Source organism: Acidovorax soli, assembly GCF_014207955.1.
Taxonomy (GTDB): Bacteria; Pseudomonadota; Gammaproteobacteria; order Burkholderiales; family Burkholderiaceae_C; genus Acidovorax; species Acidovorax soli_A.
The window spans coordinates 526,262-551,476 of the sequence record NZ_JACHLK010000002.1; the positions used below are offsets into that span (position 1 = coordinate 526,262).

Annotated in this window: 25 protein-coding genes; 11 read left to right on the forward strand and 14 right to left on the reverse strand. The window is 63.1% G+C overall.

Going from position 1 to position 25,215, the window contains the following annotated elements:
• Positions 1–29 precede the first annotated feature (29 nt).
• Entirely contained in the window at positions 30–521 is a 492-nt protein-coding gene (locus HNP48_RS06880) for an IS5 family transposase (RefSeq protein WP_184856146.1), read from the forward strand.
• A gap of 81 nt (positions 522–602) precedes the next feature.
• Here the strand turns inward: HNP48_RS06880 and HNP48_RS06885 are convergent, their stop codons facing one another.
• From HNP48_RS06885 to HNP48_RS06920, 8 genes are all read right to left on the reverse strand, one after another.
• Positions 603–3,752 (reverse strand): efflux RND transporter permease subunit, encoded by a 3,150-nt coding sequence (locus tag HNP48_RS06885; protein WP_184856147.1) that lies wholly within the window; start codon positions 3,750–3,752, stop codon positions 603–605.
• Positions 3,749–5,269, reverse strand: coding sequence for an efflux RND transporter periplasmic adaptor subunit (locus tag HNP48_RS06890; protein ID WP_184856148.1), 1,521 nt, complete (start codon positions 5,267–5,269; stop codon positions 3,749–3,751). The genes HNP48_RS06885 and HNP48_RS06890 overlap by 4 nt, the downstream gene beginning before the upstream one ends.
• Positions 5,270–5,281: 12 nt before the next feature.
• On the reverse strand, positions 5,282–6,598 hold the full coding sequence (locus HNP48_RS06895; protein ID WP_184856149.1) for a TolC family protein: 1,317 nt from the start codon (positions 6,596–6,598) through the stop codon (positions 5,282–5,284).
• Positions 6,599–6,674: 76 nt separating this feature from the next.
• Positions 6,675–7,130 (reverse strand): hypothetical protein, encoded by a 456-nt coding sequence (locus tag HNP48_RS06900; RefSeq protein ID WP_184856150.1) that lies wholly within the window; start codon positions 7,128–7,130, stop codon positions 6,675–6,677.
• A 66-nt stretch (positions 7,131–7,196) separates the two neighbouring features.
• A complete protein-coding gene (locus HNP48_RS06905) occupies positions 7,197–9,449 on the reverse strand; it encodes a heavy metal translocating P-type ATPase (protein WP_409362536.1) in 2,253 nt (750 codons plus the stop codon).
• Between the two features lie 171 nt (positions 9,450–9,620).
• Positions 9,621–9,839: a DUF2933 domain-containing protein gene (locus tag HNP48_RS06910; protein ID WP_184856520.1), complete on the reverse strand. Its 219-nt coding sequence runs from the start codon at positions 9,837–9,839 to the stop codon at positions 9,621–9,623.
• Between the two features lie 252 nt (positions 9,840–10,091).
• Positions 10,092–10,508, reverse strand: a complete 417-nt coding sequence (locus HNP48_RS06915) for a DUF305 domain-containing protein (RefSeq protein ID WP_260420123.1) — start codon at positions 10,506–10,508, stop codon at positions 10,092–10,094.
• A 30-nt stretch (positions 10,509–10,538) separates the two neighbouring features.
• On the reverse strand, positions 10,539–10,880 hold the full coding sequence (locus HNP48_RS06920) for a four-helix bundle copper-binding protein (RefSeq protein WP_184856151.1): 342 nt from the start codon (positions 10,878–10,880) through the stop codon (positions 10,539–10,541).
• Between the two features lie 444 nt (positions 10,881–11,324).
• Here HNP48_RS06920 and HNP48_RS06925 point away from each other — a divergent pair, with 444 nt between their 5' ends.
• Both HNP48_RS06925 and HNP48_RS06930 read left to right on the forward strand, forming a co-directional pair.
• On the forward strand, positions 11,325–11,696 hold the full coding sequence (locus tag HNP48_RS06925) for a hypothetical protein (protein ID WP_184856152.1): 372 nt from the start codon (positions 11,325–11,327) through the stop codon (positions 11,694–11,696).
• 92 nt (positions 11,697–11,788) lie between these two features.
• Positions 11,789–12,313 carry a DUF4148 domain-containing protein gene (locus HNP48_RS06930; RefSeq protein WP_184856153.1) on the forward strand — a complete coding sequence of 175 codons (525 nt, stop codon included), beginning with the start codon at positions 11,789–11,791 and terminating at the stop codon, positions 12,311–12,313.
• A 173-nt stretch (positions 12,314–12,486) separates the two neighbouring features.
• On the opposite strand, the gene fliE is transcribed toward HNP48_RS06930, so the two are convergent.
• From fliE to HNP48_RS06950, 4 genes are all read right to left on the reverse strand, one after another.
• Positions 12,487–12,795, reverse strand: coding sequence for a flagellar hook-basal body complex protein FliE (gene fliE / locus HNP48_RS06935; protein ID WP_184856154.1), 309 nt, complete (start codon positions 12,793–12,795; stop codon positions 12,487–12,489).
• 190 nt (positions 12,796–12,985) lie between these two features.
• Positions 12,986–14,248 carry a type II restriction endonuclease gene (locus HNP48_RS06940; protein WP_184856155.1) on the reverse strand — a complete coding sequence of 421 codons (1,263 nt, stop codon included), beginning with the start codon at positions 14,246–14,248 and terminating at the stop codon, positions 12,986–12,988.
• Positions 14,241–15,647, reverse strand: coding sequence for a heavy metal sensor histidine kinase (locus tag HNP48_RS06945; RefSeq protein ID WP_184856156.1), 1,407 nt, complete (start codon positions 15,645–15,647; stop codon positions 14,241–14,243). The genes HNP48_RS06940 and HNP48_RS06945 overlap by 8 nt, the downstream gene beginning before the upstream one ends.
• Complete coding sequence (locus HNP48_RS06950) at positions 15,644–16,330, reverse strand: heavy metal response regulator transcription factor (protein WP_184856157.1); 687 nt, start codon at positions 16,328–16,330, stop codon at positions 15,644–15,646. The genes HNP48_RS06945 and HNP48_RS06950 overlap by 4 nt, the downstream gene beginning before the upstream one ends.
• A 143-nt stretch (positions 16,331–16,473) precedes the next feature.
• Here HNP48_RS06950 and HNP48_RS06955 point away from each other — a divergent pair, with 143 nt between their 5' ends.
• From HNP48_RS06955 to HNP48_RS06985, 7 genes are all read left to right on the forward strand, one after another.
• Entirely contained in the window at positions 16,474–16,791 is a 318-nt protein-coding gene (locus tag HNP48_RS06955) for a hypothetical protein (RefSeq protein ID WP_184856158.1), read from the forward strand.
• Entirely contained in the window at positions 16,788–18,224 is a 1,437-nt protein-coding gene (locus HNP48_RS06960; RefSeq protein ID WP_184856159.1) for a TolC family protein, read from the forward strand. The genes HNP48_RS06955 and HNP48_RS06960 overlap by 4 nt, the downstream gene beginning before the upstream one ends.
• A 17-nt stretch (positions 18,225–18,241) precedes the next feature.
• Entirely contained in the window at positions 18,242–19,654 is a 1,413-nt protein-coding gene (locus tag HNP48_RS06965; RefSeq protein ID WP_184856160.1) for a multicopper oxidase family protein, read from the forward strand.
• Positions 19,655–19,690: 36 nt separating this feature from the next.
• A complete protein-coding gene (locus tag HNP48_RS06970) occupies positions 19,691–20,194 on the forward strand; it encodes a plastocyanin/azurin family copper-binding protein (protein WP_184856161.1) in 504 nt (167 codons plus the stop codon).
• A gap of 40 nt (positions 20,195–20,234) precedes the next feature.
• Positions 20,235–20,570 carry a copper-binding protein gene (locus HNP48_RS06975; RefSeq protein WP_184856162.1) on the forward strand — a complete coding sequence of 112 codons (336 nt, stop codon included), beginning with the start codon at positions 20,235–20,237 and terminating at the stop codon, positions 20,568–20,570.
• Positions 20,571–20,647: 77 nt separating this feature from the next.
• Entirely contained in the window at positions 20,648–20,941 is a 294-nt protein-coding gene (locus tag HNP48_RS06980) for a hypothetical protein (RefSeq protein ID WP_184856163.1), read from the forward strand.
• Positions 20,942–21,047: 106 nt separating this feature from the next.
• Entirely contained in the window at positions 21,048–21,683 is a 636-nt protein-coding gene (locus HNP48_RS06985) for a hypothetical protein (RefSeq protein ID WP_184856164.1), read from the forward strand.
• Positions 21,684–21,755: 72 nt separating this feature from the next.
• Here HNP48_RS06985 and cueR read toward each other — a convergent pair whose 3' ends face one another.
• Together cueR and HNP48_RS06995 are read right to left on the reverse strand one after the other, a co-directional pair.
• Positions 21,756–22,310, reverse strand: a complete 555-nt coding sequence (gene cueR / locus HNP48_RS06990) for a Cu(I)-responsive transcriptional regulator (RefSeq protein WP_311773808.1) — start codon at positions 22,308–22,310, stop codon at positions 21,756–21,758.
• A gap of 106 nt (positions 22,311–22,416) precedes the next feature.
• Positions 22,417–22,608, reverse strand: coding sequence for a heavy-metal-associated domain-containing protein (locus HNP48_RS06995; RefSeq protein ID WP_184856165.1), 192 nt, complete (start codon positions 22,606–22,608; stop codon positions 22,417–22,419).
• 209 nt (positions 22,609–22,817) lie between these two features.
• Between HNP48_RS06995 and HNP48_RS07000 the strand changes: the two genes are divergently transcribed.
• On the forward strand, positions 22,818–25,202 hold the full coding sequence (locus HNP48_RS07000; RefSeq protein ID WP_184856523.1) for a heavy metal translocating P-type ATPase: 2,385 nt from the start codon (positions 22,818–22,820) through the stop codon (positions 25,200–25,202).
• Positions 25,203–25,215 lie beyond the last annotated feature (13 nt).

The following is a 25,215-nucleotide window of genomic DNA, read 5'->3' on the forward strand; positions in this document are numbered from 1 at the left end:
ATACGCTGGAGACCAGCGAGCAGCCGGACATGGAATATGCGATGGTGGATGCCACGATTGTGAAAGTGCATCGGCATGGCCAGGGGGCAAAAGGGGGGGCTTCGGACCAGGCTATTGGTCGCTCGCGAGGAGGCCTGACTACGAAGATCCTGGCTCTGACCGATGCGTTGGGCAATCTGGTGAAGATCATCCTGATGCCAGGGCAGCGCAACGACATCACGGGAGTGAAAGAGTTGATTGCCAACGTGCGCTTCGAGTCGCTGCTGGGCGACAAAGCCTTCGATGCCAACTGGCTGATCGAGGAGTTGGGCAGACGCGGAGCACAGGTGTTGATCTCACAGATGCCGCATCGGCGATCTCCTTTGGAGATTGATCGTGAGGTCTACAAGTGGCGTCACTTGATCGAGAACTTCTTCGGCAAGCTCAAGGAGTTCAAACGCATCGCACTGCGCAGCGACAAGACGGACACCAGCTTCGCAGCCGAGATCCATCTTGCGGCGGCTGTTATCAACTCCCGTTGATTCTCAACAGCCCCTAGGGTGTGCGCTCTGCCCCTCGAGAGCGAAGAGAGGGGGATCGGTCGGTAGTTGTCGATGCCAGGATTACGAAGGCGCGCGGTCCAAATGTTTGCCGATCTTTGGCCTGCGCATGAGCACGTAGGCAGCGGGAATCACAAACAGGGACAACAATGGCGCGGTCACCATTCCGCCCAGCATGGGGGCCGCGATGCGGCTCATGACCTCCGAACCTGTTCCGCTACTCCACACGATAGGAACCAGGCCTGCCAGGATCACTGCCACGGTCATGGCTTTGGGCCGCACGCGTAGTACGGCGCCTTCCCGGATGGCGTCCAGCAACTCCTCAAGCGTAGGCTGCCGACCATCCGGGCACCTCTCGGCCAGTGCCTGCTTGAGGTAAATGAGCATGACCACACCGAACTCCGCAGCAACCCCTGCCAGCGCGATGAAACCTACCCCCGTCGCGATCGACAGGTTGTAGTTCATCACGTACAGGAACCAGATGCCTCCTGTGAGCGCAAACGGCAGCGTGGCCATGATCAGGGCCGCCTCGCCAAGGCGGGAGAAAGTCAGGTACAACAGCACGAAGATGATCAGCAGGGTCGCGGGCACCACCACTTTCAGGCGCGCGTTCGCCCGCTCCAAGTATTCGAACTGGCCCGAGTACGTGATGCTGACCCCGGGTTCAAGTTTGACCTGGCGGCCCACCGCTTCCCGCAGGTCATTTGCCACCGAGGCCAGATCTCGCCCCCGCACATCTACATACACCCAGCCCGACGGGCGCGCGTTCTCACTCTTGAGCATGGGAGGGCCATCGGTGATGGACACCGTGGCCACGCTGCCCAAGGTGACCTGCTGCCCTGCGGGCGTGGAGAAAGGCAACTGGGCCAGCCGCTCGGGTGAATCCCGCCATTCACGCGGGTAGCGCAAACTGATGGGGAACCGGGCCAGCCCTTCGACGGTCTCGGAGATGTTTTCCCCCCCGATGGCCCCTGAGACTACGGCCTGGACGTCGGACACATTCAGGCCATACCGTCCCGCCGCTGCGCGATCGATGCGCACATCCACATACCGCCCACCCGTCAGGCGCTCCGCGAGCGCCGACGACACGCCAGGAATCCCCTTGGCCACTTGCTCGACCTGGGCTGCGATCCCATCGATCACGCGCAGGTCACTTCCGGTCACTTTGACACCGATCGGGCTCTTGATGCCCGTGGCCAGCATGTCGATGCGGTTGCGGATGGGCGGGATCCAGATGTTGGACAGGCCAGGGATTTTGACGGCCTTGTCCAACTCCTCGATGAGGCCTTCGGGCGTCATGCCTGGGCGCCACTGGTCCCTGGGTTTGAGCTTCACCGTGGTCTCGAACATCTCAAGCGGCGCGGGGTCGGTCGCTGTCTCAGCGCGACCCGCTTTGCCAAACACCCGTTCGACCTCGGGCACCGTCTTGATCATGCGATTGCTCAACTGCAGCAGTTCGCTTGCCCGCTGGGCCGACAGGCCCGGTAGCGCCGAAGGCATGTACAGCAGATCCCCCTCGTCCAGGCGCGGCAGGAACTCGCCGCCCAGCCGGGACAACGGCCAGATCGTAGTGGCCAGTGCCAGTACCGCAATGACGAGGGTCGATTTGGGGCGGGAGAGAACCCATTCGAGGCATGGCCGGTAAACCGCGATCAGTGCACGCGTGATGGAGTTCTTCTGCTCGTCAGGGATGCGACCCCGTATCCAGTAACCCATGAGCACGGGTATCAGGGTGACGGAAAGGCCCGCCGCCGCCGCCATGGCATAGGTCTTGGTGAAGGCCAGTGGCCCGAACAAGCGCCCCTCTTGAGCCTCGAGGGTGAAGACCGGCACGAAGGACAAGGTGATGATCAGCAGCGAGAAGAACAGCGCAGGCCCGACCTCTTCGGCAGCCTCGGTGATGACACCCCACCGCTCCTGCCCGACAAGTGCCCGGTCCGGATGGGCGTGCTGCCAGGCCTCTAGCTTCTTGTGGGCGTTCTCAATCATCACCACGGCGGCGTCCACCATGGCACCGATGGCGATCGCGATTCCGCCCAGGGACATGATGTTGGCGTTGATGCCCTGGTAGTGCATGACCAGGAACGCGGTCATCACCCCCAGCGGTAGCGAGATGATGGCCACCAGCGCCGATCGCAGGTGCCACAGGAAGATGACGCAGACCAGCGCGACCACGGCGAACTCCTCCAGCAGCTTGACCGTGAGGTTCTGGATGGCACGCTCGATGAGTGCGCTGCGGTCGTACGTGGTGACGATCTCCACCCCTTCGGGCAGGCTGCTTTGCAGTTGCGCCAGCTTGGCTTTGACGGCCGCAATTGTTTCTTGGGCGTTCTTGCCGGAGCGCAGGATGACCACCCCTCCCGCGACCTCGCCTTCACCGTCGAGCTCCGTGATGCCACGCCGCATTTCCGGGCCTGTCTGGACCGTGGCGACATCGCCCAGGCGTACCGTGATCCCGCCGCGCGCTGCCAGGGGCACGGCACGGAAGTCATCGAGGGTCTTGAGGTAGCCATTGGCACGAACCATGTACTCCGCACCGGCCAGCTCCAGCACCGACCCACCGGTTTCCTGGTTCGCATTCATGACCGCTTCGCGCACCTGTCCTTGGCTGATCCCGTAGGAGGCAAGCTTGATGGGGTCGAGCACGATCTGGTACTGCTTGACCATGCCTCCCACCGAGGCCACTTCGGCGACATTGGGCAAGCTCTTGAGTTCGAACTTCAGGAACCAGTCCTGCAGGGCGCGCAGCTGGGCCAGGTCGTTCTTTCCAGTGCGATCCACCAGCGCGTACTGGTAGATCCAGCCCACACCGGTCGCGTCCGGCCCCAGGGCCGACTTGGCCGTGGCCGGCAACCGACCCTGGACCTGGTTCATGTACTCCAGCACCCTCGAACGCGCCCAATAGAGATCGGTTCCGTCCTCGAACAGGATGTAGACGAACGAGTCCCCGAAGAACGAGAAACCGCGCACCGTTTTCGCACCTGGCACAGACAGCATGGTGGTCGACAGCGGGTAGGTCACCTGGTTTTCAACGATCTGCGGTGCCTGGCCGGGATAGCTGGTGCGGATGATGACTTGGACGTCCGAGAGGTCCGGCAGCGCATCCACGGGGGTCATGCGCACAGCCCAACCGCCCCAGGCTGTGAGCATCAATGTGGCCAGGAGAACCAGAAAGCGGTTTGCAACGGACCAGCGGATCAGTCGCGCGATCATGGCTTGATCCTTTCCACTGCGTTGATGACATAGTCTTCGCCCTGTTTCGAGAAAGTGAAGCGCACCTGCTGCTTGGGCTCCAGGCCCATCGCCAGCTGAGGCTTTTCCAGCTTGAAGCCCATCGTCATGGCAGGCCATTTCAGACCCGGAACGGCATCGTGGGCAAGAGTCAGCTCAGTGGGCGAGACTTCTTGAACCTCCCCCCGAACGGTGAAGCTGCCGGCAGGAGGCGGCGCGGCTCCTTGTGCAGCGGCCAGTGGCGGAGCGGCAGGGCGTGCAACAGCTTCCGGCTGGGTGGGTACCACCCCCCTGAGGCTGGCCTCGGAATCGATCAGGAACTGCGCAGAGGCGACCACCTGCTGCCCGGCGACCAGTCCGCCCTGGACGACCAGACGATCATCAATCTCGGCGCCCAGCTGCACGGAGACGGGGTGGTACTTACCCGGACCGTCGACCAAGTAGACCAGTGCCCGCTTGCCGGTTCGGATCACGGCTTCGCTGGGTACGAGCAGCGCGGGCTGCTTGCGACCGGCCAGGACGATCTGCCCCGACATGCCCGCTTTGAGGCGCTGACCGGGATTGGGAAGCTCCAGGCGCACGCGCACCGTGCGGGTGTCGCGGTTCGCTTCGGGCAGGATGCTCACCACGCGGGCCTTGAGGGTTTCGCCCGCAAACGCCGCCAGCCTCACCTGGGCGTCCTGCCGCAGCTGCAAAGGCCCGCTTTGCGCCTCAGGAACAGCAGCCTCGATCCAGACACTGGCCAGGCCGTTCACGCGCGCCAGGCTCGCACCTGCGGAAACCGTCATTCCCTGGCGCACCATAAGTTCCGCCACCAGGCCCCCCTGCGGAAAGGTCACGGTATAGCGGCCTTGGGGTTCGCCGGTGCGCTCCACCTGGGCCACGAGCGCAGCCGGCATGCCCAGCAGCGCCAGTCGCTGGCGCGCGGCCGCCGTCAGCGTGTCGTCCTTGAGGCCCCGGACCGCGAGGAATTCACGCTGCGCGGCGACCCATTCGGGCAGCAACAGGTCGGCCAGCGGCGCGCCCGCTGCTACCACGTCGCCTGGCGCCCTGGCGTACACCCGCTCCACGAACCCGGCCGAGCGGGCCTGGACGACGCTCACGTCCCGGTCATTGAGCTGTACCGTACCCAGCGCATCCACGTCGGCGCCTATGTCACGTTGCTCCACCACGGCGGTGCGAAGGCCAAGGGCCTGCACTGCCTGTGCGGACACATTCAGCCCACTGCCTTGCTGCATGTCTTCCTCGGCGTACTTGGGGACCAAGGCCATGTCCATGAAGGGCGACTTGCCCGGCTTGTCGAACTTCTGTGTCGGCACCATGGGGTCGTACCAGTACAGGACCTTGCGGTCGGCTTTCGCGGCTCCTGTCTCTGCCGTGGAGACACCAGTCCCGATGCCACCGGAGATTCGCCATTGGGCCAGGCCCCATCCCAGCGCGATGCCTGCGCAGAGCAACGCCACCGCCACAGCGGTCTTCTTGAAACCAGAATTTGTCATGTCGTTCTCCGCTCAGTCGGCGATCAGGCTGTTCAGCCGGGCAGTCACTGCATCGCGCTGCGCCTGCAGGTCGATCAAGCGCCATTGCACTTCCAGCACTTGTGCGCGGGAGCCCAGCACTGCACTGAGGTCGCCCTTGGCGGCCTGGTAGTTGGCAAGCGCGAGCTGGGCACGTCCCTGCGCCAGACCGATGCCGGCGGACTGCAGGCGCTCGATCTGGCTTTGCAGCGCAGCCAGCTCGGCGGCGCTGTCGTCCAGCTCCTGCAAGCGCCTGCGGGTCACGTCTTCTTGCTCTGCCTCGAGGCGCTGCAGCTCCAGTAGCTTGGCCTTGATCTGGGGCCCCTGGCGCCGCTCTTGTTGCCACGGAAGATCAAACGTCACCTGGAAAGACACCATGTCGCCCCACTGGCGCGCACGGCGGCTGTAGGCAACCTCCCAGGACCAGTCGCCGCGCGTCTGCGCCTGCGCCTCGAGCGACTCGGCCGCAGCCATGGCCTGCATGGCGGGATACTGGGCGAGTTCGGCGTGGCGCTGCACCTGCGCGCGCAGTTCTTCCACAGGGCGGCTGAGCGGACCCGGCGTGCCCTGCAAGGCTTCGTCAGAACGCGAGCCCACCCAGCGCCGAAGCATCGCGCGCGCCTTGGCGCGATCCCTGCGCAGATCATCTCGCCGATCCGACAGGGCCAGCGCTTCTTGGCGGGCTGCCAGCAGGTCACCCGCCTGGGCGGTGCCTCCTGCGATGCGTGATGGAAGACTGTCCTGCAGGCGCTGGTTCTCCGCCAGCAAGGCCGTGAGCACTTGATCGCGCTGCTCGATGGCCTGTGCCAGGATCCAGGCTTGGCTCAGTTCCTGGCGGATCTGCACCCGCTGGACCGCCAAATTGGCCCGTTCGCGCTCTACCTTGGCCTGGGCGCCGGCGATCTGCGCATCGCGCTTGGCCCGGTTGGGGACTTCCTGCATCAGCGCCAGGCGCTGCATGGTCATGGATTCGCGCGTGAGGCTTCCGCGGTCCATGCCGGTGATGGGAAAGTTTTCGATACCTACCGACAGTTTGGGGTCGGGCAGCGTGCCGGCCGCCTTCTGGATGCTGCCGGCTGCGTCAATCTGCAGCCGCTGGGCTGCGATGCGCGGACTTTGGTGCTCTGCCAGCTCCAGCGCTTCGGTAAAGCCCAGGGCATGGACGGGGGGGCTGACGGTACCTGCACCTGCCAGCAAGGCTGCCAGCGCACCAAGGCGCAGACGACTCAGGTGGAAAACCAGGGTGCGATGAGGGACGCGTGAAGACGCGGCCATGCGCCCGCCTGGGGCGCCGGTAAAGACATTTGACATGATGGTCCTCGAAACTGAATGGGCACGAAGTCAGACTTGCGTGCACGCTGCAGTGCAGCGTGCACACCGTGCGCGATCAATTCCGAAAGACCTTGTGTGTCAGATAGAGAGGTGGGGATCCCGCTCGGCTATCGAACTCTGCGTAGAGAGCCCGGGAGTCTGCGCGCTGCAATTCGTCCAGCACCGCGGGCAGCACATAGGCAACCCAGACGGCATGGGCCGCGAGGGCCTGCAGGTCAAGACTGTGCAGCGAAGGGGTCGACTGGTTGTCGCCATCGCAGTGTGCCCGGCACAACTGCGGATCCTGCTCATCCATGGTCCCCGCCATGGCATGGCAATCGGGCATGGATGCCATTGGGACGGCGTCCTCCATGACCATGCCCGCCTTTTGCATCGACGAAGCATGGGCTGCGGAGTCGAGCCTCGGGCAGGCATAGGCTGCCAGGGCAAACTGCATGAGAAGCAACGCCGCAACCAGGAAGCTGGAAATCCAGCGTCCTTGGCGCGACACGATGCTTCTGACATTTGGCATGGTGCGATGGTACCCAAGTCGCAAGCCCGTGGCTTGATGCCGATCACTTTCTGCTCGCGCTTCTATCTAGCCCTTGCGCAAACGCAATGCATTGGCGATCACGGATGCAGAACTCAGGCTCATCGCCAGGGCGGCGATCATTGGAGACAGCAGCCAGCCGGTGAACGGGTACAGCAGGCCCGCGGCGATCGGAATGCCCAGAGCGTTGTAGAGGAAGGCAAACATCAGGTTCTGCTTCATGTTGCCCACTGTCGCCTCGGACAGTTCGCGCGCCGTGGATATCCCTCGCAGGTCGCCCTTGACCAGAGTGACCTGGGCGCTGTTCATAGCCACGTCGGTGCCCGTGCCCATCGCAATGCCTACATCGGCCTTGGCCAGCGCGGGCGCATCGTTGATGCCGTCTCCGGCCATGGCAACCACGCGGCCCTCTGCCTGCAGCCGGGACACCAGGGCCAGCTTGTCCGCAGGCTTGACCTCACCGTGAACCTCGTCGATGCCCAGCTTGGCACCCACTGCCTTGGCGGTTGTCATGCCATCGCCCGTAGCCATCACGATGCGCAGGCCAGCCGCGTGCAAGGTGGCCAAGGCCTCCGGGGTGCTTTCCTTGACCGCGTCCGAGACCGCCAGCAGGCCTTGCAGTTGACCATCGGCTGCCAGGTACATCACGCTCGCACCCGTGGCACGCAAAGCCTCCGCCTGGGCGAGGAGCGGCTCTGCGGAAACCCCCACTTGCTCCATCAGGACGGTGTTACCGAGGGCCAACTGGCGGCCTCCCACCCTGCCGCGCACTCCGATGCCTGATCCGGATTCGAAGTCCTCGGGCTTGTCCAGCGCCAGGCCCTTGACGCGGGCCGCCTCCACGATGGCGTCCGCAAGGGGGTGTTCGCTACCTTGGTCCAGGCTGGCCGCCAGGCGCAGCACTTCATCCTCGGGCAGACCAGGCATCGCCACCACCCGCTCGAACGATGGCTTGCCCTCAGTCAGCGTGCCGGTCTTGTCCACGATCAGCGTGTCCACCTTGCGCAGGTTCTCGATGGCCGCAGCGTCCCGGAACAGTACACCGCTGGTCGCGCCCCGGCCCGTTGCCACCATGATGGACATGGGCGTTGCCAGGCCCAAGGCACAAGGGCACGCAATGATCAGCACTGCCACCGCGTTGACCAGGCCATAGACCCAGCGTGGTTCCGGCCCGAAAAGACCCCATGCAAACAGGGTTAGAAGCGCGATTCCGACGACGGCCATGACGAAGTACCCCGCCACCTGGTCCGCCATGCGCTGCATCGGCGCCCTCGAGCGCTGCGCCTGCGAGACCATCTGCACGATCTGGGACAGCATGGTGGCTGAGCCCACGCGCTCGGATCGGATGATCAGCGCACCATTGGTGTTGAGCGTGGCGCCAATCACCGAGTCCCCCGGCCCCTTGACGATGGGAACCGGCTCGCCCGTGAGCATGGCCTCGTCCACGGCGCTGCTGCCCTCGACCACCACCCCATCCACTGGCACCTTCTCGCCGGGGCGCACGCGCAGCAGATCGCCCACGTGCACGTGGGACAGGGGCACGTCGCTCTCCTGCCCATCGGCGCCGATGCGGCGCGCGGTCTTAGGCGCCAGGCCCAGCAGCGACTTGATGGCTGCGGACGTCTGGGAGCGGGCCTTGAGCTCCAGCATCTGGCCGAGCAGCGTCAGCGAGATGATGACGGCCGCTGCTTCAAAGTACACCGATACGCGCCCCATGGCCTGGAACGACGCCGGAAACACGCCGGGCGCCACGGTGGCCACCACGCTGTACACGAAGGCCGCGCCGGTGCCCAGGCTGATCAGCGTCCACATGTTGGGACTGCGATTGGCAACCGATTGGGCTCCACGCAAGAAGAACGGCCATCCGGCCCACAGGACGATGGGCACGGTCAGGACCAACTCGATCCAGCTCTGGGTGGCCATCTCGAACCACTGCAGGCGGTGGCCCGCCATAGCCAAGACGGTGACGACCGCGGTGAGCGGCAGGGTCCACCAGAAACGGCGGCGGAAATCCACCAGTTCGGCGTTCTCACCCTCCTCCAGCGTCGGGAGCATCGGCTCCAGTGTCATGCCGCACTTGGGGCAGTTCCCAGGGTGGTCCTGCTGAACCTCCGGATGCATCGGGCATGTATAGGTGGTGCCCGGCTGGACCGGCTCGGGCTCGGGAGGAGCCAGTGCGTCGCGCCCCTGCACGTACTTGTCTGGTGCCTCGACAAACTTCGTGCGGCACTTGGCGCTGCAAAAATAATAGTGAAGTCCTTCGTGCTCCGCTGAATGAAGGGACTGGCTCGTGACATCCATGCCGCACACGGGGTCCTTCAGACCTGTCGGCGTTTGGGACGCATGCCCGTCGTGGCCTCCATGGTGCGCATGCCCCTCGTGCGCTTGGTGCCCTTCATGGGCTTGGTGGTCGTGCGGTGTTGCTGTTGACATGTATGGAACTCCTTTTGCTGATCTGAGCCGTGCGCACTGTCAACGGTCGCTCGGACCACTGCCTCGTGGTCCGTGGTGGCCGTGCCCGTGAAATAGATGCATCACTGGACATGCGAGCAAGAGCAGATAGGGCCAGTACCCGGCAAGGTGCTCCCAGTGCTCCCGCAAAAGGAAAAACACCCCGATCAGCGCGAGCATGATCGCTGCGCCGACAAGCCTGCGGCCGCTTCGCCAAGCGCCGACTCCAGACGGCTGCATGATCCCGTTGGTGGACTGTTGATGGTTCATCATGATCTCCAGGAAGGAGGCTGTCTCCTTGCGGACAGGCCTTGCGGTGACGATAGGGCCTGACACGGTGGTAATGTCAAGCATGAACCAAGGCAACTCCTGATCTGTCGCAAATCTGCATTGGCGTTGGGCCGACGCTCTTTGCATGGCGCCATGCGCCGCGGCCCCCGCACCTGAAGCGCATCCAGGTGCAGGGGCCGCAGCAGTGGCATGGCCGGTAGCCTACTTGGCGGCGGCAGCGGGCGCTTTGCCGCTTCGAGCCAAGAATGCGTCGAGGACTGCGATCTCTTTCTTCTGGGCCGAGATGATCTCCTTGGCCATCTTCAACAGCTGCGGATCCTTGCCATCGCGCAACTGGCTTTGCGCCATGTCGATTGCGCCCTGGTGATGGATGCGCATCATCTGCGCGAAGTCCACATCGGGGTTTCCGGTCATCGCCAAGGAGGACATCTTCTCGTTGTTCTCCTTCATCATGGACTTCATGTCCATCTTGCCGGCGGGCATGGACGCATCCATGCCGGAGCCCTTCATGCCAGGGTGCGGTGCTTGCTGTGCCTGCGTGATCACGGGGCACAGCAAGGCGCTGAACACCAATGCTGCGGCGGGGATCGCCTTCAGGACAGGGTAGGAATCGGTCATAGCGTTTCTCCAGGCGGGAAATGTGTTTAATCAGTGGGCGCTGGCCATGGAGCGACACTCCTGAGCGCAGTTGTAGCAGGCCGCAGCGCAGGCCTTGCAGTGCTCCGCTTCGTGCTTTGCGCACTCGTCGCCGCAGGCTTGGCAAATCTCGGCGCACAGCGCACAGATGGCCTTGGCGTGTTCGCTGTTGCGGGCCATTGCGCCCGCAGCGAAACTGCACACGGCCGCGCAGTCCGCATCCAGAGCGATGCAGCGGGCCATCATCTTCACGTCGTCTTCCTTCAAGCACGCGGCATGGCATTGGTTGCAGGCCGTTGCGCACGAAAGGCAAGCCTGGATACAGCTTTGGTAAGGGGTTTGGGTGTGGTTCATTGAAAGCTCCTTGGTTTCGTTCGATTGGTAGGGTCCGTGTGAAATCCTGCGCAGCCCGGCTGCCAGGAGCAGTCATCTTTTGCCGCGCGCAGCGCCCGGCACTGTAGGCGGGAACCGATGATTGGGACGTGAACCAGGTGTTTTGCGTCAGGTTTCGCACCAGGATTACCGCGAGATTTCAGCGATGTAATCGGAGCGTCAGATTGGAGGGGAACAGCGGTCGATTGGCGCTCACATGAACGGAGTACATGGCACTTGCGAGGTGAGCTCATGTCTCACCTGCGCGCTCCCGTAAGTGCGAGCGATGCGCCTGCCTATGCATTTCAAAAGCGTAATCGGGAGGTCAGCGCTGTGTGGGGGTGAGATTTCTAGACTTCTCTTCGTGGTGCACAAAACGCCACCTGGATGGACCATATCGGGCATCCGGCGCCACAGGAGACCATCATGAAAATCCGTACCGCCGTCCTCGTCGCCAGCCTCGCTGCATCCGCCACGGCATCCTTCGCCACTTCCGTTTACCACGCCAGCCCAAGCCAGGAGGAAGGTGTGAGCATCGCTCCCGACCACCTGGGCAATGCGGTGAGCCGCCAGGCTGTCGAAAACACCGTGCTGGCAGCACAGAAGGACGGCTCCCTCTATTGGATCAGCCGTGGCTATCCAGCCACCTATCCGATGGTCAAAGGTCCACAGCTGACGAAGACCCGCCAGCAAGTCCTCGACGAGCTGCAGGCCGCCAAGCGCAATCCCGTGAGCAGCGACGGTGTGCGTGACATGGGCGGCGAGGCAGGCTGGGTCGATGCCCGCCAGCTTCCCTGACAGTACATCTGAACGCAGCACTGCGCCAGGGCCGCACGCACACGGCCCGCGACAGTGCCCTCATCACCTATTCATCCAACCAGGAAACCATCATGAAACTGAAGTCCACGCTCATCGTTCTCTCCCTTATTGCCGCCCCCGCGTTCGCCTCGGACCAAGGCGTCAGCAAGACGCGCGAGCAGGTACAGGCAGAGTTGGTACAGGCGATCCGCACCGGCGACATGCTCGCCTCGGGCGAGTCCGGCCTGACGCTCAAGCAGCTCAACCCGCATGCCTACCCTGTGACCGAGTCCGCGTCGGGCGCCAAGACGCGCGAGCAGGTGCAGGCAGAGTTGGTACAGGCGATCCGCACCGGCGACATCATGGCCGGCGGTGAGTCGGGTGCCAAGCTCAACGAGTTGGAGCCTTCCCGTTACCCTGCAGTCGCCTCCGCACCTTCCTTGACCCGAGACCAGGTCAAGAACGAATTGGCGCGCGCCATCAGCCAAGGGGAGCTTGTGGCGGTGGGTGAGGACGGGCGCAAGCTCAACGAGATCTATCCAGATCGCTACCATGCAGCGCATCACCCAGCCGTCGCGGGCAACACGCAGGAACCCGCCGAGCAAAGCCGGTTCTAAGTCGGCTTGCTGCCTCTGACAAGGCGCTCACCGCCACGCGGCACTGCGGCGCGGTGAACGCTTCAAGCCAGAAAAACCATCAAGACACCTGTCGGTCAGTGGCTGACCCGCAGGTGTCTTTCTTTTCCGGCTACGCATGCCACGTCGGCGCGTTCCCCTGCGCTCGCTGGACATCACACCTGCATGTTCATCACATCCGTGTAGGCCTGGACGATGCGATTGCGGGTCTGCAGCGTGGCCTGGAACGCGATGTTGGACTTGACGCCTGCGAGCATGGTTTCTTCCAGGCCCACGGTGGGGTTTCCAAAGGTCACCTCACGGCTTAAACGGCCCGACTCACTCTGCAGCTTGGTTGTGGTGGTCAGCGCCTGTTTCATGGCGTCCAGAAAGCCGCCATCCTGGATGTCCGGTGCTTTGGGCGCGGGCTTGCCAAGCGAAGCGACAGGCAATAGCGCATCCAGTGGCTTGGTCGTGACGTTCATGGCGAGGCTTTCTTGGTTTCGATGACGGCGTTTGCGTGTACCCACTCGGAGAGCACTGTCAACGCGAAGCCAAATCGTAGATCCCGCCACGCGAGCTGTAGCCCACATGACACAAAGCTCTACCTGCCAATCCCTCGCGTTGGGATTACAGAACTCTCATCTCGCCGACAGCACAGCCGTTCGCGCGGTCTCACAGCCGCTGCGAAATCTCCAGCAGCGGCTTGATGCTGGAGCCGAAGCGGCTCATCGAGGCGTGGTTCAGCTCGAGCTGGCTGTACGGCAGGTAGCGGATCCCCAGTTCCGACACGCGGGAGAACGCAGGTCTCTTGAGCTGTTCTGCCACCTTGTCTCGACGGTTGTCCGGGGCCACCAGAAACAGCGCGCATTGTTCAGCGACTGGTGTGCCAAGCGCAAGATCAAGCATGCGGACAATGCCCGAATAGATGGACGTGGTGTGCTCGACTTCAAAGGCCGCAGCGACCAGCGAGGTCTGGCGGTCAATCCACACCACGTCGATCAGCCGCACCGACTCCAACCCCGCGTATGCAGGTGGCGGCAACTGGGCCAGGCATCCATCCCCCAGGAGGCCGGTGCCATGCACACGCCCCCGGTCATTGGATGCAATCCACACGTCAAACCCCAAGGCCTTGCCAAGGTCTCGCAGCGACGCCTGAACACCGGTGTGGGTCGCATCGCTCTCAGCCGCCTGGGACAATTCTTTGTGCATGGCCGTAGATTCCAGCCGGACGCGCTGGAGATCTTCCCGCCACAGGGCTGCCGCCGCCGCATCCATTGCCGCCGGCGGCGCGGTGTACCGGCCGCTGCCGATATCGAACATCAGTCCCGCGATCGCACCAAGATCGTTGGAGAGCTGCCGGCGGTACTGCTCGTTCAGGCGCAGCAGGCCCTCCCGCATCGAGAGATAGTGGTCCCAGCGCCCGAGTTTGACCCGACCGCCGGTGACAGCGTTGAAGCCGTTGACGATGGCGGTGTTGAAAGGGGTCACCAAGGTCGGGTGAATGAAGTACAACAGGTTGGCGACTGCTGGACCCAGGCCTTTGATGCCGATCGCATCGATGCGCTGGATGGCCGACACCACGTCCTCGGCGCAGTCGCAGTGGTCGCAGGCATGGAGCAGATCGGCGAACGCGCGCTGGTTGCTGGCGTTCTCGTAGATGTCCGGGATACGCAGTTTGGGCTTCCATAAAAAAGCGTGATCGGCGCCTTTGAAGATCTGGCGTTGCTCGGCGACCGACCCCACGATGGTTTCGAGCGAAGAGCCTCGATAGGCGTTGCCGAACGTTCCTGCGCGGATGTCCTTCACTACCTGCGCGATGCCACGGCGTATCGAACGGAAGTTTTTGACCCGCTGATCCCACAGAAACCAGGTGTTGTACGTGCTGCTCGGGTCAGCCTTCCAGCCGTCGATGAGTGTGCCCAGGGAATCATGCATTGGTGGTCTGGTGCTTTCCGACGCTGTGTGTGCTTGGGAAGAACATGGAAAAGCAGGTTCTGCCGCTCTCTGAACTCACCGACATGCGGCCCCGGTGGGCCTGAACAATGGCCTGGGTGATGGACAAACCAAGGCCTGCACCGTCGGAGTCGAGTTGCTTGCGCGACTTGTCGGCCCTGAAGAACCGGTCAAACAGGCGAGGAATCATCTGCGCATCAATGGTGGGGCCATGGTTGATGACATCCACCGTGGTCCCGTGAACGTCTCCTGATATCTCAACGACCACGCTTTCTCCTGCAGGGGTGTATCTCACCGCATTGGACAGAAGGTTGCTCAGGGCCCGTCGCAGCATCAATTGATCGCCGGAAATCTCTGCGGCACCCAGGAGCTTGAGCTGCACCTGTTTCTCTTCCGCCAGCGCCTCGTAGAAATCGAAAAGGGCTTGTGCCTCGGCATGCACCGCGATCTTCTCGGTGCTGGGCAGGATCAGGCCATGATCGGCTTTGGCCAGGAACAGCATGTCCGCCACCATCCGAGCGAGGCGCTGGTACTCCTCTGCGTTGGAAGCCAGGATGTCCCGGTACTGGTCTGCGCTGCGCGACTGGCCGAGCGTGACCTGGGTCTGGGTCATCAGATTGTTGATGGGCGTGCGCAACTCGTGGGCCAGATCCGAGGAGAATTCCGAGAGACGGTCGAAATCTTCCTTCAAGCGCCGCAGCATTTCGTTCAAGGTCGTGGCCAGGTCGGCCATCTCGATGGGAAATTCCTGGCTGGGCATGCGCTCGTCGAGTCGCTTGGCCGTGATGGCCATGGCGCGCGATCGCATGGCACGCAAGGGAGCCAGACCGTTCCTTGCTGCCCACCAACCCAGCACGCCTGCCACCAGGGTGGCCAGTGCCACATACACCGCGAGCACCCGGATCAAGTCGTGCATGAAATGCTTGTGGTGGGCAATGTCCAGCGCAACACTCACCTGCAGCGGCAAATCGCCTCCCCCAGGAGCGGACAACACCTCGTACATCCCTCGGACTTCGCGGGTTCCGGCGTGCCAGGCGGCCACCCCCAAGCGCGCCCCGCGGACCATCTCCGGCATGCCGCCGGGAAACTCAAAGCCTGGCGTGGAGTAAAGCGCTTCGCTGCCCCGCGTCACGCTGACAAAAAGTCCCTCGTGGCTATGGAGCACATCGTCCATGCGGGTCTGCAAATCCTGGGGGGATTTGGACTTCCCGATCACCTCCCGCATGAGATGGATCTTGTCGCGCAGGGCGTCACGGTCCAACTCCACGAAATGCCGATCAATGGAGATGGCGACCAGGGTTCCCAGGCCTATGAGCACAAACGCGGAGGCCAGGGTAAAAAACACCGTCAGTCGTGTCGTCAGCGAATATGGGGCGCTCACAGGCTCTCCTCAGGCTCCTCGAGCACATAGCCCATGCCCCGAACCGTCTGAATGAGCTTAATGTCGTAAGCGTCATCGATCTTGGCTCGCAGCCTGCGCATCGCCACCTCGATCACGTTGGAATCGCTATCGAAGTTCATGTCCCACACCTGCGAGGCGATGAGCGATCGCGGCAACACCTCGCCATGGCGCCGCATCAGCAGTTCCAGCAAGCCGAACTCTTTGGCCGTGAGGTCGATACGCTTGCCAGCGCGGCTCACGCGCCGGCGCAGCAAATCGAGCTCCAAATCCGCCACCTGCAGCACGGTCACCTCTGTCCCGCTGCGACCGCGCCGCAAGATGGTGCGCACCCGCGCAAGCAGTTCGGCAAAGGAAAACGGCTTGACCAGGTAGTCGTCGGCGCCCAGTTCGAGACCTTTGATCCGATCATCCACGTGGTCTTTGGCCGTCAGGAACAGCACCGGCATCTCCAGCCCGTAGCGGCGAAGGCTCTTGAGGACCTGCCATCCATCCATTCCCGGGAGCATGACATCCAAGATGACCAGGTCGTAGTCACCTTCTTGGGCCATGTGCAGCCCATCCACCCCGTTGTGAACCAGATCTGCGTTGAAGCCTGCCTCTCGCAGGCCCAGGCGCAGGTACTCCCCGGTTTTGATTTCATCCTCTACGACCAATATCTTCACGGGCGACTCCCTTGACCAGTTGGCGCAAGTGTGCCCGGGGATCGCAGGCTTTCATGAACATTACAAAGATGTAATGGACAAGTTATGTCGGCGGCAGCAAGGGGTTCACACAATGCATCCATCACGAAACGCATGGTGAATCTATGAAAAATCCTTGGCTTTCACGACCCACCTCAAGCCGATGGCTGGCCGCCGCGCTCGCGGTTCCCTCCTTGGCATTCGCGCAGACGCCAGAGGCCGGCGCCACAAAGGTGGACTACCAGATCTCCTACCGCTCGGCATTCACGGGCTATGAGGCGTACAAGGAGCAATCCGTCCAGCCTTGGAAGGAGGCCAACGACAAGGTGGGGCAAATCGGTGGCTGGCGCGCCTACGCCAGGGAAATGCGCCAGACGGCGCCCGATGCAGGCCAAGAGCAGCCCGCCCAAGGCCATGGCACCCACGGTGGAGGCAAGCAATGAGCCGCCCAGTTCGCATGCCCCGTGCCAAGCTCCTGGTGGCTCTGGCCGCCGTCGCGGTATTGTCCGGCTGCGCCAGCGTGAACCTGGAGCAGAACCTGTCTGGCACCAATGCCGCCACGGCCGGCTTCACGGATGGCCAACTCACCCTGGCCCGAGACAAGTCCGAGCAGGACGCCTTGCGCCAGCGTGCCTCCGATCTCTTGAGCAAGCCGCTTGGGCAAAAGGAAGCCGTACAACTCGCGCTGGTCAACAGTCCGTCCATGCAGGCCATCGTGGCCCAAAGCTGGGCCGATGCCTCGAGCGCCGCCCAGTCGGGGCGGATTGCAAATCCCATCCTCACCCTGGAGCGGGTGCGCCTGGGCAGTGAAACCGAGATCGGCCGGCTTCTGTCCTTTGGACTGCTGGACCTGCTCACCCTGCCCATGCGCAAAGGGACAGCTGAACTGCGCATCAAGCAAACACAGCTGCGCCTGAGCAGCGATGTCGTGGATCAGGTCACACAAGTGCGTCAGGCCTGGGTACGCGCTGTAGCGGCCCAGCAGACGCTGACCTATACCCAGCAGGTCTTGGCCAGCGCCCAGGCCAGTGCCGAGCTGGCAAAGCGCATGCAGTCGGTCGGGAACTTCAACAAGCTCGATCGTGCCCGCCAGCAGGCGTTCTATGCGGACACTGCCACCCAGGTGGCCAACGCACAGCACCAGACTACGGCCGCCCGCGAGGAGCTGGTCCGGCTGCTTGGCCTGGACGACAGCCAGGCTGGCATGCTCAAGCTGCCCGAGCGCCTGCCCGCACTGCCCAAGGAGCCTGTGTCTGCTCAGGAGGCGGGCCGCCTGGCCTCCAAGGGCCGCCTGGACCTGCAGATCGCCAAGTCGGACTATGACGCAGCTGCGCGCTCGCAGGGCTGGAACACGCTCATGACCTTCACGGACATCGAACTGGGGGTGCGACGCGACTCCGTGTTTGATGCGACCGAGAACACAAAGCAAACCCGCCGCGGCTTTGAGATCAGCCTGAGCCTGCCCATCTTCGACTGGGGCGGCATGCAGCGCAGCGCAATGAGTGCGCAGACGCTGGCGGCGGCCAATCGCCTGGAGGCCACCGCCCGAGCGGCCGGCTCCAACCTTCGCGAAAGCTACTCCGCCTACCGCACGGCCTATGACGTCGCGCGCCACCACCGCGATGAGGTGATCCCGCTGAGGAAGACCATCTCCGAAGAAAACCAGCTTCGCTACAACGGGATGCTGATCAGCGTGTTCGAGCTGCTGGCTGACTCCCGCGACCAGGTGAACTCGGTGATGGCAGCGCTCAATGCCGAACAGCAGTTCTGGCAAGCAGAGGCGGCCCTCCAGGCCTCCCTGATCGGCAAGCCCATGAGTGCCGGTGTCGCTGGCGGCGGGGGTGCTGCCGCCGCCGAGTCTGCAGCAGGCCACTGATCCCAAAGGAAACCAACATGAGTTCGAGAAGAGATTTTTTCCGCTTCGCAGGCATTGCCGGAGGGGCTGTGGCTGCGGCCAGTGTGAGCCGAGTTGCGATGGCAGCTTTGCCAGAGCCTGTTTTTCAGACGAGTCCTGAGACCATGGCACCGCTGGTGCCCAACTCGGGGCGTCCCTACAACCCCGTGGTCACGCTGAACGGCTGGACGTTGCCCTGGCGCATGAACCAGGGTGTCAAGGAGTTCCATCTGGTCGCCGAGCCCGTGGTGCGAGAAATGGCCCCCGGCTTCAAGGCCCACCTGTGGGGTTACAACGGACAGAGCCCAGGCCCCACCATTGAAGTGGTCGAAGGCGATCGCGTGCGCATCTTCGTGACCAACAAGCTACCTGAGCACACCAGCATCCACTGGCACGGTCAACGCCTGCCCAATGGCATGGATGGCGTAGCAGGACTGAACCAACCTGCCATCAACCCAGGCAAGACCTTCGTCTACGAGTTCGTGGCGCGCCGCCCTGGCACCTTCATGTACCACCCGCATGCCGACGAAATGACGCAGATGGCCATGGGCATGATGGGCTTCTGGATCACCCACCCCAAGGCCAAGCATCCGCTGATCGATGAGGTGCAGCGCGACTTCTGCTTCCTGCTCAGCGCCTATGACATCGAGCCCGGGGCCGCGACACCCAAGGTCGCAGAGATGACGAACTTCAATCTGTGGACATGGAACAGCCGCATCTTCCCGGGCATTGACTCGTTGAATGTCCGGCTCAACGACAAGGTGCGGATCCGCATCGGCAATCTGACCATGACCAACCACCCCATCCATCTGCACGGCCACGAGTTCCTCGTGACCGGCACCGATGGTGGTCCAACGCCCAAGAGCACGCGGCTGTACGAGGTCACCACCGATGTGGCCGTGGGCCAGATGCGGCAGATCGACTTCCTGGCTGACGAAGAAGGCGACTGGGCATTCCATTGCCACAAGAGCCACCACACCATGAACGCGATGGGGCACGACATTCCTACCATGATCGGCGTGGACCACCGGGGGGTGGCCAAGAAGATCAACAACCTCATTCCCGACTACATGGTGATGGGTGAGCGCGGCATGGCGGACATGACGGAGATGGAGATGCCCATCCCTGACAACACGATTCCGATGATGACCGGCGAAGGCCCGTTTGGGTCGGTCGAGATGGGCGGCATGTTCAGCGTCGTCAAGGTGCGCCGCGACCAAAAGCCGGGCGACTACAAAAACCCCGGTTGGTACAAGCACCCTGAAGGCACCGTCGCCTATGAGTACACCGGCCCGGTGGCCGAGCCAGCGCGCTTCAAGGCCGAGGGCGGTCAGTCCATGCCGCGCAAGGAAAAGGCCACCTCGGACACCGTCGTCAAGGTCAAGAAGCCATCGGCCCATAGCGGGCACTGAAAACCCATCCCCCCTGAACCACTCTACGAGGTACCTATGAAACGCAACCTTTCCCTGATCGCAGCCTCCGCCCTGGTGGCCATTTCCTTCAACAGCTTCGCCGGCGGTAACCACGGTGGCGGTCATGACGCCGGTGGCGCCAAAGGCCACGGCAGTGCTGAATCCGCCATTGGTCAGCCCGGTCAAGCCGGCAAGGTGACCCGCACGATCAACGTCGAGATGGCGGACACCATGCGCTTCACGCCAGCGAACATCGCCGCCAAGCAGGGCGAGACCATCCGCTTCGTGATCAAGAACTCCGGCCAGGTCAAGCACGAGTTCAGCCTGGGTACCGAGGCCGAGCTCAAGGAGCACTACGAGACCATGAAGAAGTTCCCCGAGATGGAACACGACGAGCCGAGCAAGATTTCCCTGGCTCCCGGCAAGCAGGGCGAAATCATCTGGCATTTCACCAAGGCGGGCGACATCAACTTCGCATGCCTGTACCCAGGCCACTACGACGCAGGCATGAAGGGCCAGGTCAAGGTCGCAAAGAAGTAACCACGGGGTTGCGCGTCAACCCACTGAACAAGGAACTCTCATGAAGCAAATCAACACTGCTATCGCCGCCGCCATGCTGTCGCTGGCCGCACTGCTGCCGGTCGCGGCCATGGCCCAGGCCGCCCCCGACGCCGCCAAGTCCTCCGCAGCCGCCTCGATGACCGATGGTGAGGTGCGCAAGATCGACAAGGACGCCAGCAAGATCACCATCAAGCATGGCGACATCAAGCACCTGGAAATGCCCGGCATGACCATGGTCTTCAACGCCAAGGACAAGGCCCTGCTCGACAAGGTGCAGGTAGGCGACAAGATCCGCTTCATGGTGGTCAGCGAAGGCGGAAAAATGGTCGTGACGGACATCCAGGCCGCCAAGTAAGCCAGGCGAAAAGCAGACGGCGCCCTCGTACAGGGGGCCTTTCCTCACCCATGCGGCCATGCCGCGAAAGAAAAATCATGAAGTCTTTTCTCATCGCTCTGGCCCTTACGGCCGCATCGTCCGCATTTGCAGCTGGCGATACCCAGGAGGCCACCCCCTACACCAACTCCAAGGCCCAGGCGCACGGCGAGGATCACAAGAAGGCCCGCCCAGCAACGCCACCCAAGCGTACCAACGACGGCAGCACGGCCCGCGGGGAAGGCTCAGGCGTGGCCACGACCAGCAAGTCCGAAGCCCGCGGCCAGGACAAGGCCAACGAGCGCGAAGCCAAGCCACACAAGGAAACGAGCCAAGGGACCACCCCGAAGTAAAACCGGCATGAAGCGCGGCGGACGGGCTATGCCTGTCCGCGCTATACGCCGGTGGCAAGCCGCGTATAGCGCGCAAGTCTGATGCGAGCACAGGCCTGCTCTGGCCATGACGGTGTACGGTGAGGTAGACGTGACTTACGCGCTATTTGCCAACTTGGCCGAAGACACCAGCGGTGGGTGGTGGGACATGGTGCTGCGCGGAACTTTGGAGCAGTGCATCTGGGCTGGAAACTCCGTCAAGGCCGATTGGGCGCACATTGTCGACATGGAGACTGCCCAAGTCGTGCGCTGGAAGAAGCGCGATGCCTCAGGACCGCCGCTTGACTTGGTTCCGTGGTCGGTCGGCCATGATGCGGACATTCCATTGACCTTCGGCGTATTGCTTTCCTTTCAGGAGCTTTGCAAGCTGTCGGCCCTTGGCGGCTCTCGATGGGTTCGCGCGCAGTTGGCCAAGGCCACTGTTTCGCCCGCGCTAGCCGAGGTAGCTACGGCTTCGGCCATGCTGCACTTGATACAGGGCTGCCCTTTGCCATTTCTCGTGAGCGGACCACAGGCAATCCTGGTTGAGGAGCTTCAGCAAAACGGTCTCCTGCGAGCCGAATTTACCTACGCGGATTCACAAGAGGAGGACACGGCAACGGTGCTTGCCATCACGGACAAAGGGCGCGAAGCACTTGCTGGCAACGCCGTCTCCAACACGGCATCTCGCCCATCGAAGGCCGCTGTTTCTCCCGACCCCTGAGCGGCTTTGCCGGGATAGAAAGTCCCACAGGCTGCCAACCCACAAGGGTCGTCTTGGACAACCGCCGCGCGGTCAATGATTGCCGTGATGGACGTGAACGCCGCGCATCCAGGCCATGAGATCCAGCTGGCTGGTTGCAACCGAACCAGGCGCTGGGCTGCGGCTGTCATTTTGGCTGCGACGCCGCGGCTTGACGAAGTTTGCGCTGTGGCTGGGCCTGGACGGGCTGTCGACCGCCAGATTGTCCAGGATTGCGCAATCGGCGTGGTCGTCACCAGCACAGACAGCCACGAGCTGCTCAAGCGCTGACTTCATCTCGACGATCTCCTGCAGCTTCTGTTGCAGATCCTGCAGATGGCGCTCTGCAATGGCCTTGACCTGCCGGCTGCTGCGGGCAGCATCACCCCACTGGCCGATCAGCTCGGCGATCTGGGGCATGGAGAATCCGAGTCGGCGCGACTGGCGGATGAAACGCAACACGGAGATCTCCCGCTCCCCGTACAGGCGGTACCCAGAATCGCTGCGTACCGCCTCCGGGAGCAAGCCGGTCTGCTCATAATGGCGAATCATCTTGGCTGAGACCCCTGCGGCTTTGGCGGCATCGCCGATGTTCATGAGTGCGGTCATGGCTGTTCCTGCGAATGAAGAAAACACGGTAGCAGGACTGTCCACCTTGCCACCGTGTCAATGTCAAGAACCCCCAAGAGGTTCCTGCTGAGTACCTCAAACGAGATCAGGCGGGTGGGTATCCCGCCTCGGACAGCACCTCCGTCAATGTCTGGCGGTCTTCCGCGCTCTGCACAGTAACCGTGCGCTTGGGCATGTCCACCTGGATCTTGCATTCGGGATCGACCATCTTCAGTGTCTGGCTGACCATCCCGGCGCAATGCCCGCAGGTCATGTTGGGGAGTTGGAATTCATGCATGTTTCACCTCGTGGAAAAAAAGTTGTGAAGCACGCAGTCTCCAGCTTGTCACGGTGGAAAGGTCAAGCCCTGGTGACGCTAGCTACTACCTCGCACAACGCCACGCTTGCGTTTGCCACCGTGTCAAGCCTGACAGTTCAGCTGTGCCGGCCACAGCCGGGTTTGAACCTCATTTGGAGACTGCCATGAATTCCGTTGCCAATGGCGCAATGCTGCCCTCGTCACTACCGACATCACTCTTGGACCTTCCGATCACGGGCATGACCTGCGCCTCCTGCGTCGGGCGGGTCGAGAAGGCGCTCAAAGCGGTGCCAGGCGTGCGGGACGTGACCGTGAACATTGCCACGGAGCGTGCGACCGTGGTGGCCGAGGCATCCGTTGCCGCCCCCGCCTTGGCGGCGGCCGTACAAAAGGCCGGGTACTCAGTGGCCGAGGAACTGGTGGAGCTTTCTGTTGGCGGGATGACCTGCGCCTCCTGTGTCGGTCGTGTCGAGAAGGCCTTGAAGGCCGTGCCCGGGGTGACGGATGCCGAAGTCAGCCTGGCCACCGAGCGGGCGCGGGTGCGCCTGCAAGCGGGGGTGGCATCCGATGGCCTCGTGAGAGCCATCCAGAAGGCCGGCTACGAGGCCCAGGTCGTGACTTCAGATGCACCCGCCCCCCCAAAGTCCGGTGGCGAGCCTTGGTGGCCGGTTGCATTGGCTGCCGTCCTTTGCGTACCGCTCGTGCTGCCCATGCTGGGTATGCTGTTCCGGCAGGACTGGGCTCTGAGCGGCTGGATTCAACTGGCTTTGGCCACGCCGGTGCAGTTTTGGCTGGGGGCACGGTTTTACCGGGCGGGATGGAGGGCGCTGCGCGCCGGCGCGGGCAATATGGACCTGCTGGTGGCTCTGGGCACCTCGGCAGGGTATGGGTTGAGCCTCTACCTGCTCTTCAAGCACGCAGAGCATGGCACACCCCATCTGTACTTTGAGGCATCGGCTGTGATCATCACCCTCGTGCTTCTGGGGAAGTGGTTGGAAGCGCGGGCCAAGAGGCAGACCACAGCGGCCATCCAGGCACTCAATGCCCTGCGCCCGGAAGTGGCGCGCGTGCGTACCGCTGCTGGTGACGTCGATCTACCCCTGTCGCAGGTGAAAGTGGGGGACGACGTGGTCGTTCGCCCCGGAGAGAGAGTGCCGGTGGATGGCGCCGTCATCGAGGGCGCAAGCCAGGTCGACGAATCGCTGATCACCGGCGAAAGCCTTCCCGTTGCCAAGAACGTCGGCGACCAAGTGACCGGAGGGGCCGTGAATGCGGAAGGCTTGTTGCTGGTTCGCACGAGCGCCGTCGGCGCCGAGTCCACGCTATCGCGCATCGTGCGCATGGTGGAATCTGCGCAGGCCAAGAAGGCTCCGATCCAGCGCATGGTGGACAAGGTCAGCGCCGTGTTCGTCCCCGTAGTCCTCGGCCTTGCCGCACTCACCCTGGTGGGATGGGGCCTTGCGACGGGGAACTGGGAACAGGCCATCCTCAATGCTGTGGCGGTGCTGGTCATTGCCTGCCCCTGCGCGCTGGGCCTGGCGACTCCGACCGCCATCATGGCGGGGACCGGCGTGGCAGCGCGCCATGGCATCCTGATCAAGGATGCCGAAGCCCTCGAGATTGCACACCGCATCGACACGGTAGCCTTCGACAAGACCGGCACTCTCACTGAAGGCAGACCCACCATGGCAGCAGCAGTCCCTGCTGAGGGCGCCCAGGAGCATCTATTGCCGTTTGCCGCGGCCCTGCAGAACGGAAGCGAGCATCCCTTGGCCAGAGCCGTGATGGACGCTGCTCGCAGCCAGTTGATCACCGTGCCGCGAGCCACCGACGTCACTGCAGTGGCAGGCCGGGGGATGTCGGCCATCGTCAAGGGGCGCGAGATACGCTTGGGCAGTACCCGGTACATGAACGAGCTCCTGGTCAGCACTGAAAGTCTGGCGGCGACTGCCGCGCAGATGCAGCAGGAAGGCCGAACCGTGTCCTGGCTTGCCGACGTGACCGACACGCCGACATTGGTGGGTCTGCTGGCGTTTGGCGATACCGTCAAAGCCAGCGCACGCCAGGCGATAGCGCAGCTGCACGGCCTGGGCATCGAGACCGTCCTGGTGACCGGGGACAACCAAGGCAGCGCGGCCGCGGTGGCCAAAGCGTTGGGCATAGACCAGGTCCGTGCTGATGTGCTGCCTGAAGGCAAAGCCGAAATCGTCGCGCAACTCAAATCCGGTGGTCGGCAAGTTGCGATGGTCGGGGATGGAATCAACGACGCCCCCGCGCTGGCGGCGGCCAACGTGGGAATCGCCATGTCCACAGGCACGGATGTGGCCATGCATGCGGCTGGCATCACGCTCATGCGTGGGGATCCGGCGTTGATCGCGGATGCCATTGACATCTCGCGGCGCACCTACGCCAAGATCCGCCAGAACTTGTTTTGGGCCTTTGCCTACAACGTGGTGGGTATCCCGTTGGCGGCTTTTGGCTTGCTCAACCCCATGGTGGCGGGCGCCGCAATGGCGCTCAGCAGCGTGAGTGTCGTGACCAATGCCCTTACCCTGCGGTCCTGGAAGAAGTGAGGGGCGCAGGGCC

Bases quoted from the DNA above. Each gene is read 5' to 3' on its own strand.
- HNP48_RS06980 (WP_184856163.1), top strand. From the start codon at position 20,648: ATGAAGTCTTTTCTCATCGCTCTGGCCCTTACGGCCGCATCGTCCGCA.
- HNP48_RS07000 (WP_184856523.1), top strand. From the start codon at position 22,818: ATGCTGCCCTCGTCACTACCGACATCACTCTTGGACCTTCCGATCACG.
- HNP48_RS06985 (WP_184856164.1), top strand. From the start codon at position 21,048: ATGACGGTGTACGGTGAGGTAGACGTGACTTACGCGCTATTTGCCAAC.
- HNP48_RS06910 (WP_184856520.1), bottom strand. From the start codon at position 9,839: ATGCAGCCGTCTGGAGTCGGCGCTTGGCGAAGCGGCCGCAGGCTTGTC.
- HNP48_RS06880 (WP_184856146.1), top strand. From the start codon at position 30: ATGGAATATGCGATGGTGGATGCCACGATTGTGAAAGTGCATCGGCAT.
- fliE (WP_184856154.1), bottom strand. From the start codon at position 12,795: ATGAACGTCACGACCAAGCCACTGGATGCGCTATTGCCTGTCGCTTCG.
- HNP48_RS06915 (WP_260420123.1), bottom strand. From the start codon at position 10,508: ATGACCGATTCCTACCCTGTCCTGAAGGCGATCCCCGCCGCAGCATTG.
- HNP48_RS06905 (WP_409362536.1), bottom strand. From the start codon at position 9,449: ATGGATGTCACGAGCCAGTCCCTTCATTCAGCGGAGCACGAAGGACTT.
- HNP48_RS06940 (WP_184856155.1), bottom strand. From the start codon at position 14,248: ATGCATGATTCCCTGGGCACACTCATCGACGGCTGGAAGGCTGACCCG.
- HNP48_RS06930 (WP_184856153.1), top strand. From the start codon at position 11,789: ATGAAACTGAAGTCCACGCTCATCGTTCTCTCCCTTATTGCCGCCCCC.
- HNP48_RS06955 (WP_184856158.1), top strand. From the start codon at position 16,474: ATGAAAAATCCTTGGCTTTCACGACCCACCTCAAGCCGATGGCTGGCC.
- HNP48_RS06925 (WP_184856152.1), top strand. From the start codon at position 11,325: ATGAAAATCCGTACCGCCGTCCTCGTCGCCAGCCTCGCTGCATCCGCC.
- HNP48_RS06895 (WP_184856149.1), bottom strand. From the start codon at position 6,598: ATGTCAAATGTCTTTACCGGCGCCCCAGGCGGGCGCATGGCCGCGTCT.
- HNP48_RS06960 (WP_184856159.1), top strand. From the start codon at position 16,788: ATGAGCCGCCCAGTTCGCATGCCCCGTGCCAAGCTCCTGGTGGCTCTG.
- HNP48_RS06965 (WP_184856160.1), top strand. From the start codon at position 18,242: ATGAGTTCGAGAAGAGATTTTTTCCGCTTCGCAGGCATTGCCGGAGGG.
- HNP48_RS06920 (WP_184856151.1), bottom strand. From the start codon at position 10,880: ATGAACCACACCCAAACCCCTTACCAAAGCTGTATCCAGGCTTGCCTT.
- HNP48_RS06890 (WP_184856148.1), bottom strand. From the start codon at position 5,269: ATGACAAATTCTGGTTTCAAGAAGACCGCTGTGGCGGTGGCGTTGCTC.
- cueR (WP_311773808.1), bottom strand. From the start codon at position 22,310: ATGACCGCACTCATGAACATCGGCGATGCCGCCAAAGCCGCAGGGGTC.
- HNP48_RS06975 (WP_184856162.1), top strand. From the start codon at position 20,235: ATGAAGCAAATCAACACTGCTATCGCCGCCGCCATGCTGTCGCTGGCC.
- HNP48_RS06885 (WP_184856147.1), bottom strand. From the start codon at position 3,752: ATGATCGCGCGACTGATCCGCTGGTCCGTTGCAAACCGCTTTCTGGTT.
- HNP48_RS06900 (WP_184856150.1), bottom strand. From the start codon at position 7,130: ATGCCAAATGTCAGAAGCATCGTGTCGCGCCAAGGACGCTGGATTTCC.
- HNP48_RS06970 (WP_184856161.1), top strand. From the start codon at position 19,691: ATGAAACGCAACCTTTCCCTGATCGCAGCCTCCGCCCTGGTGGCCATT.
- HNP48_RS06995 (WP_184856165.1), bottom strand. From the start codon at position 22,608: ATGCATGAATTCCAACTCCCCAACATGACCTGCGGGCATTGCGCCGGG.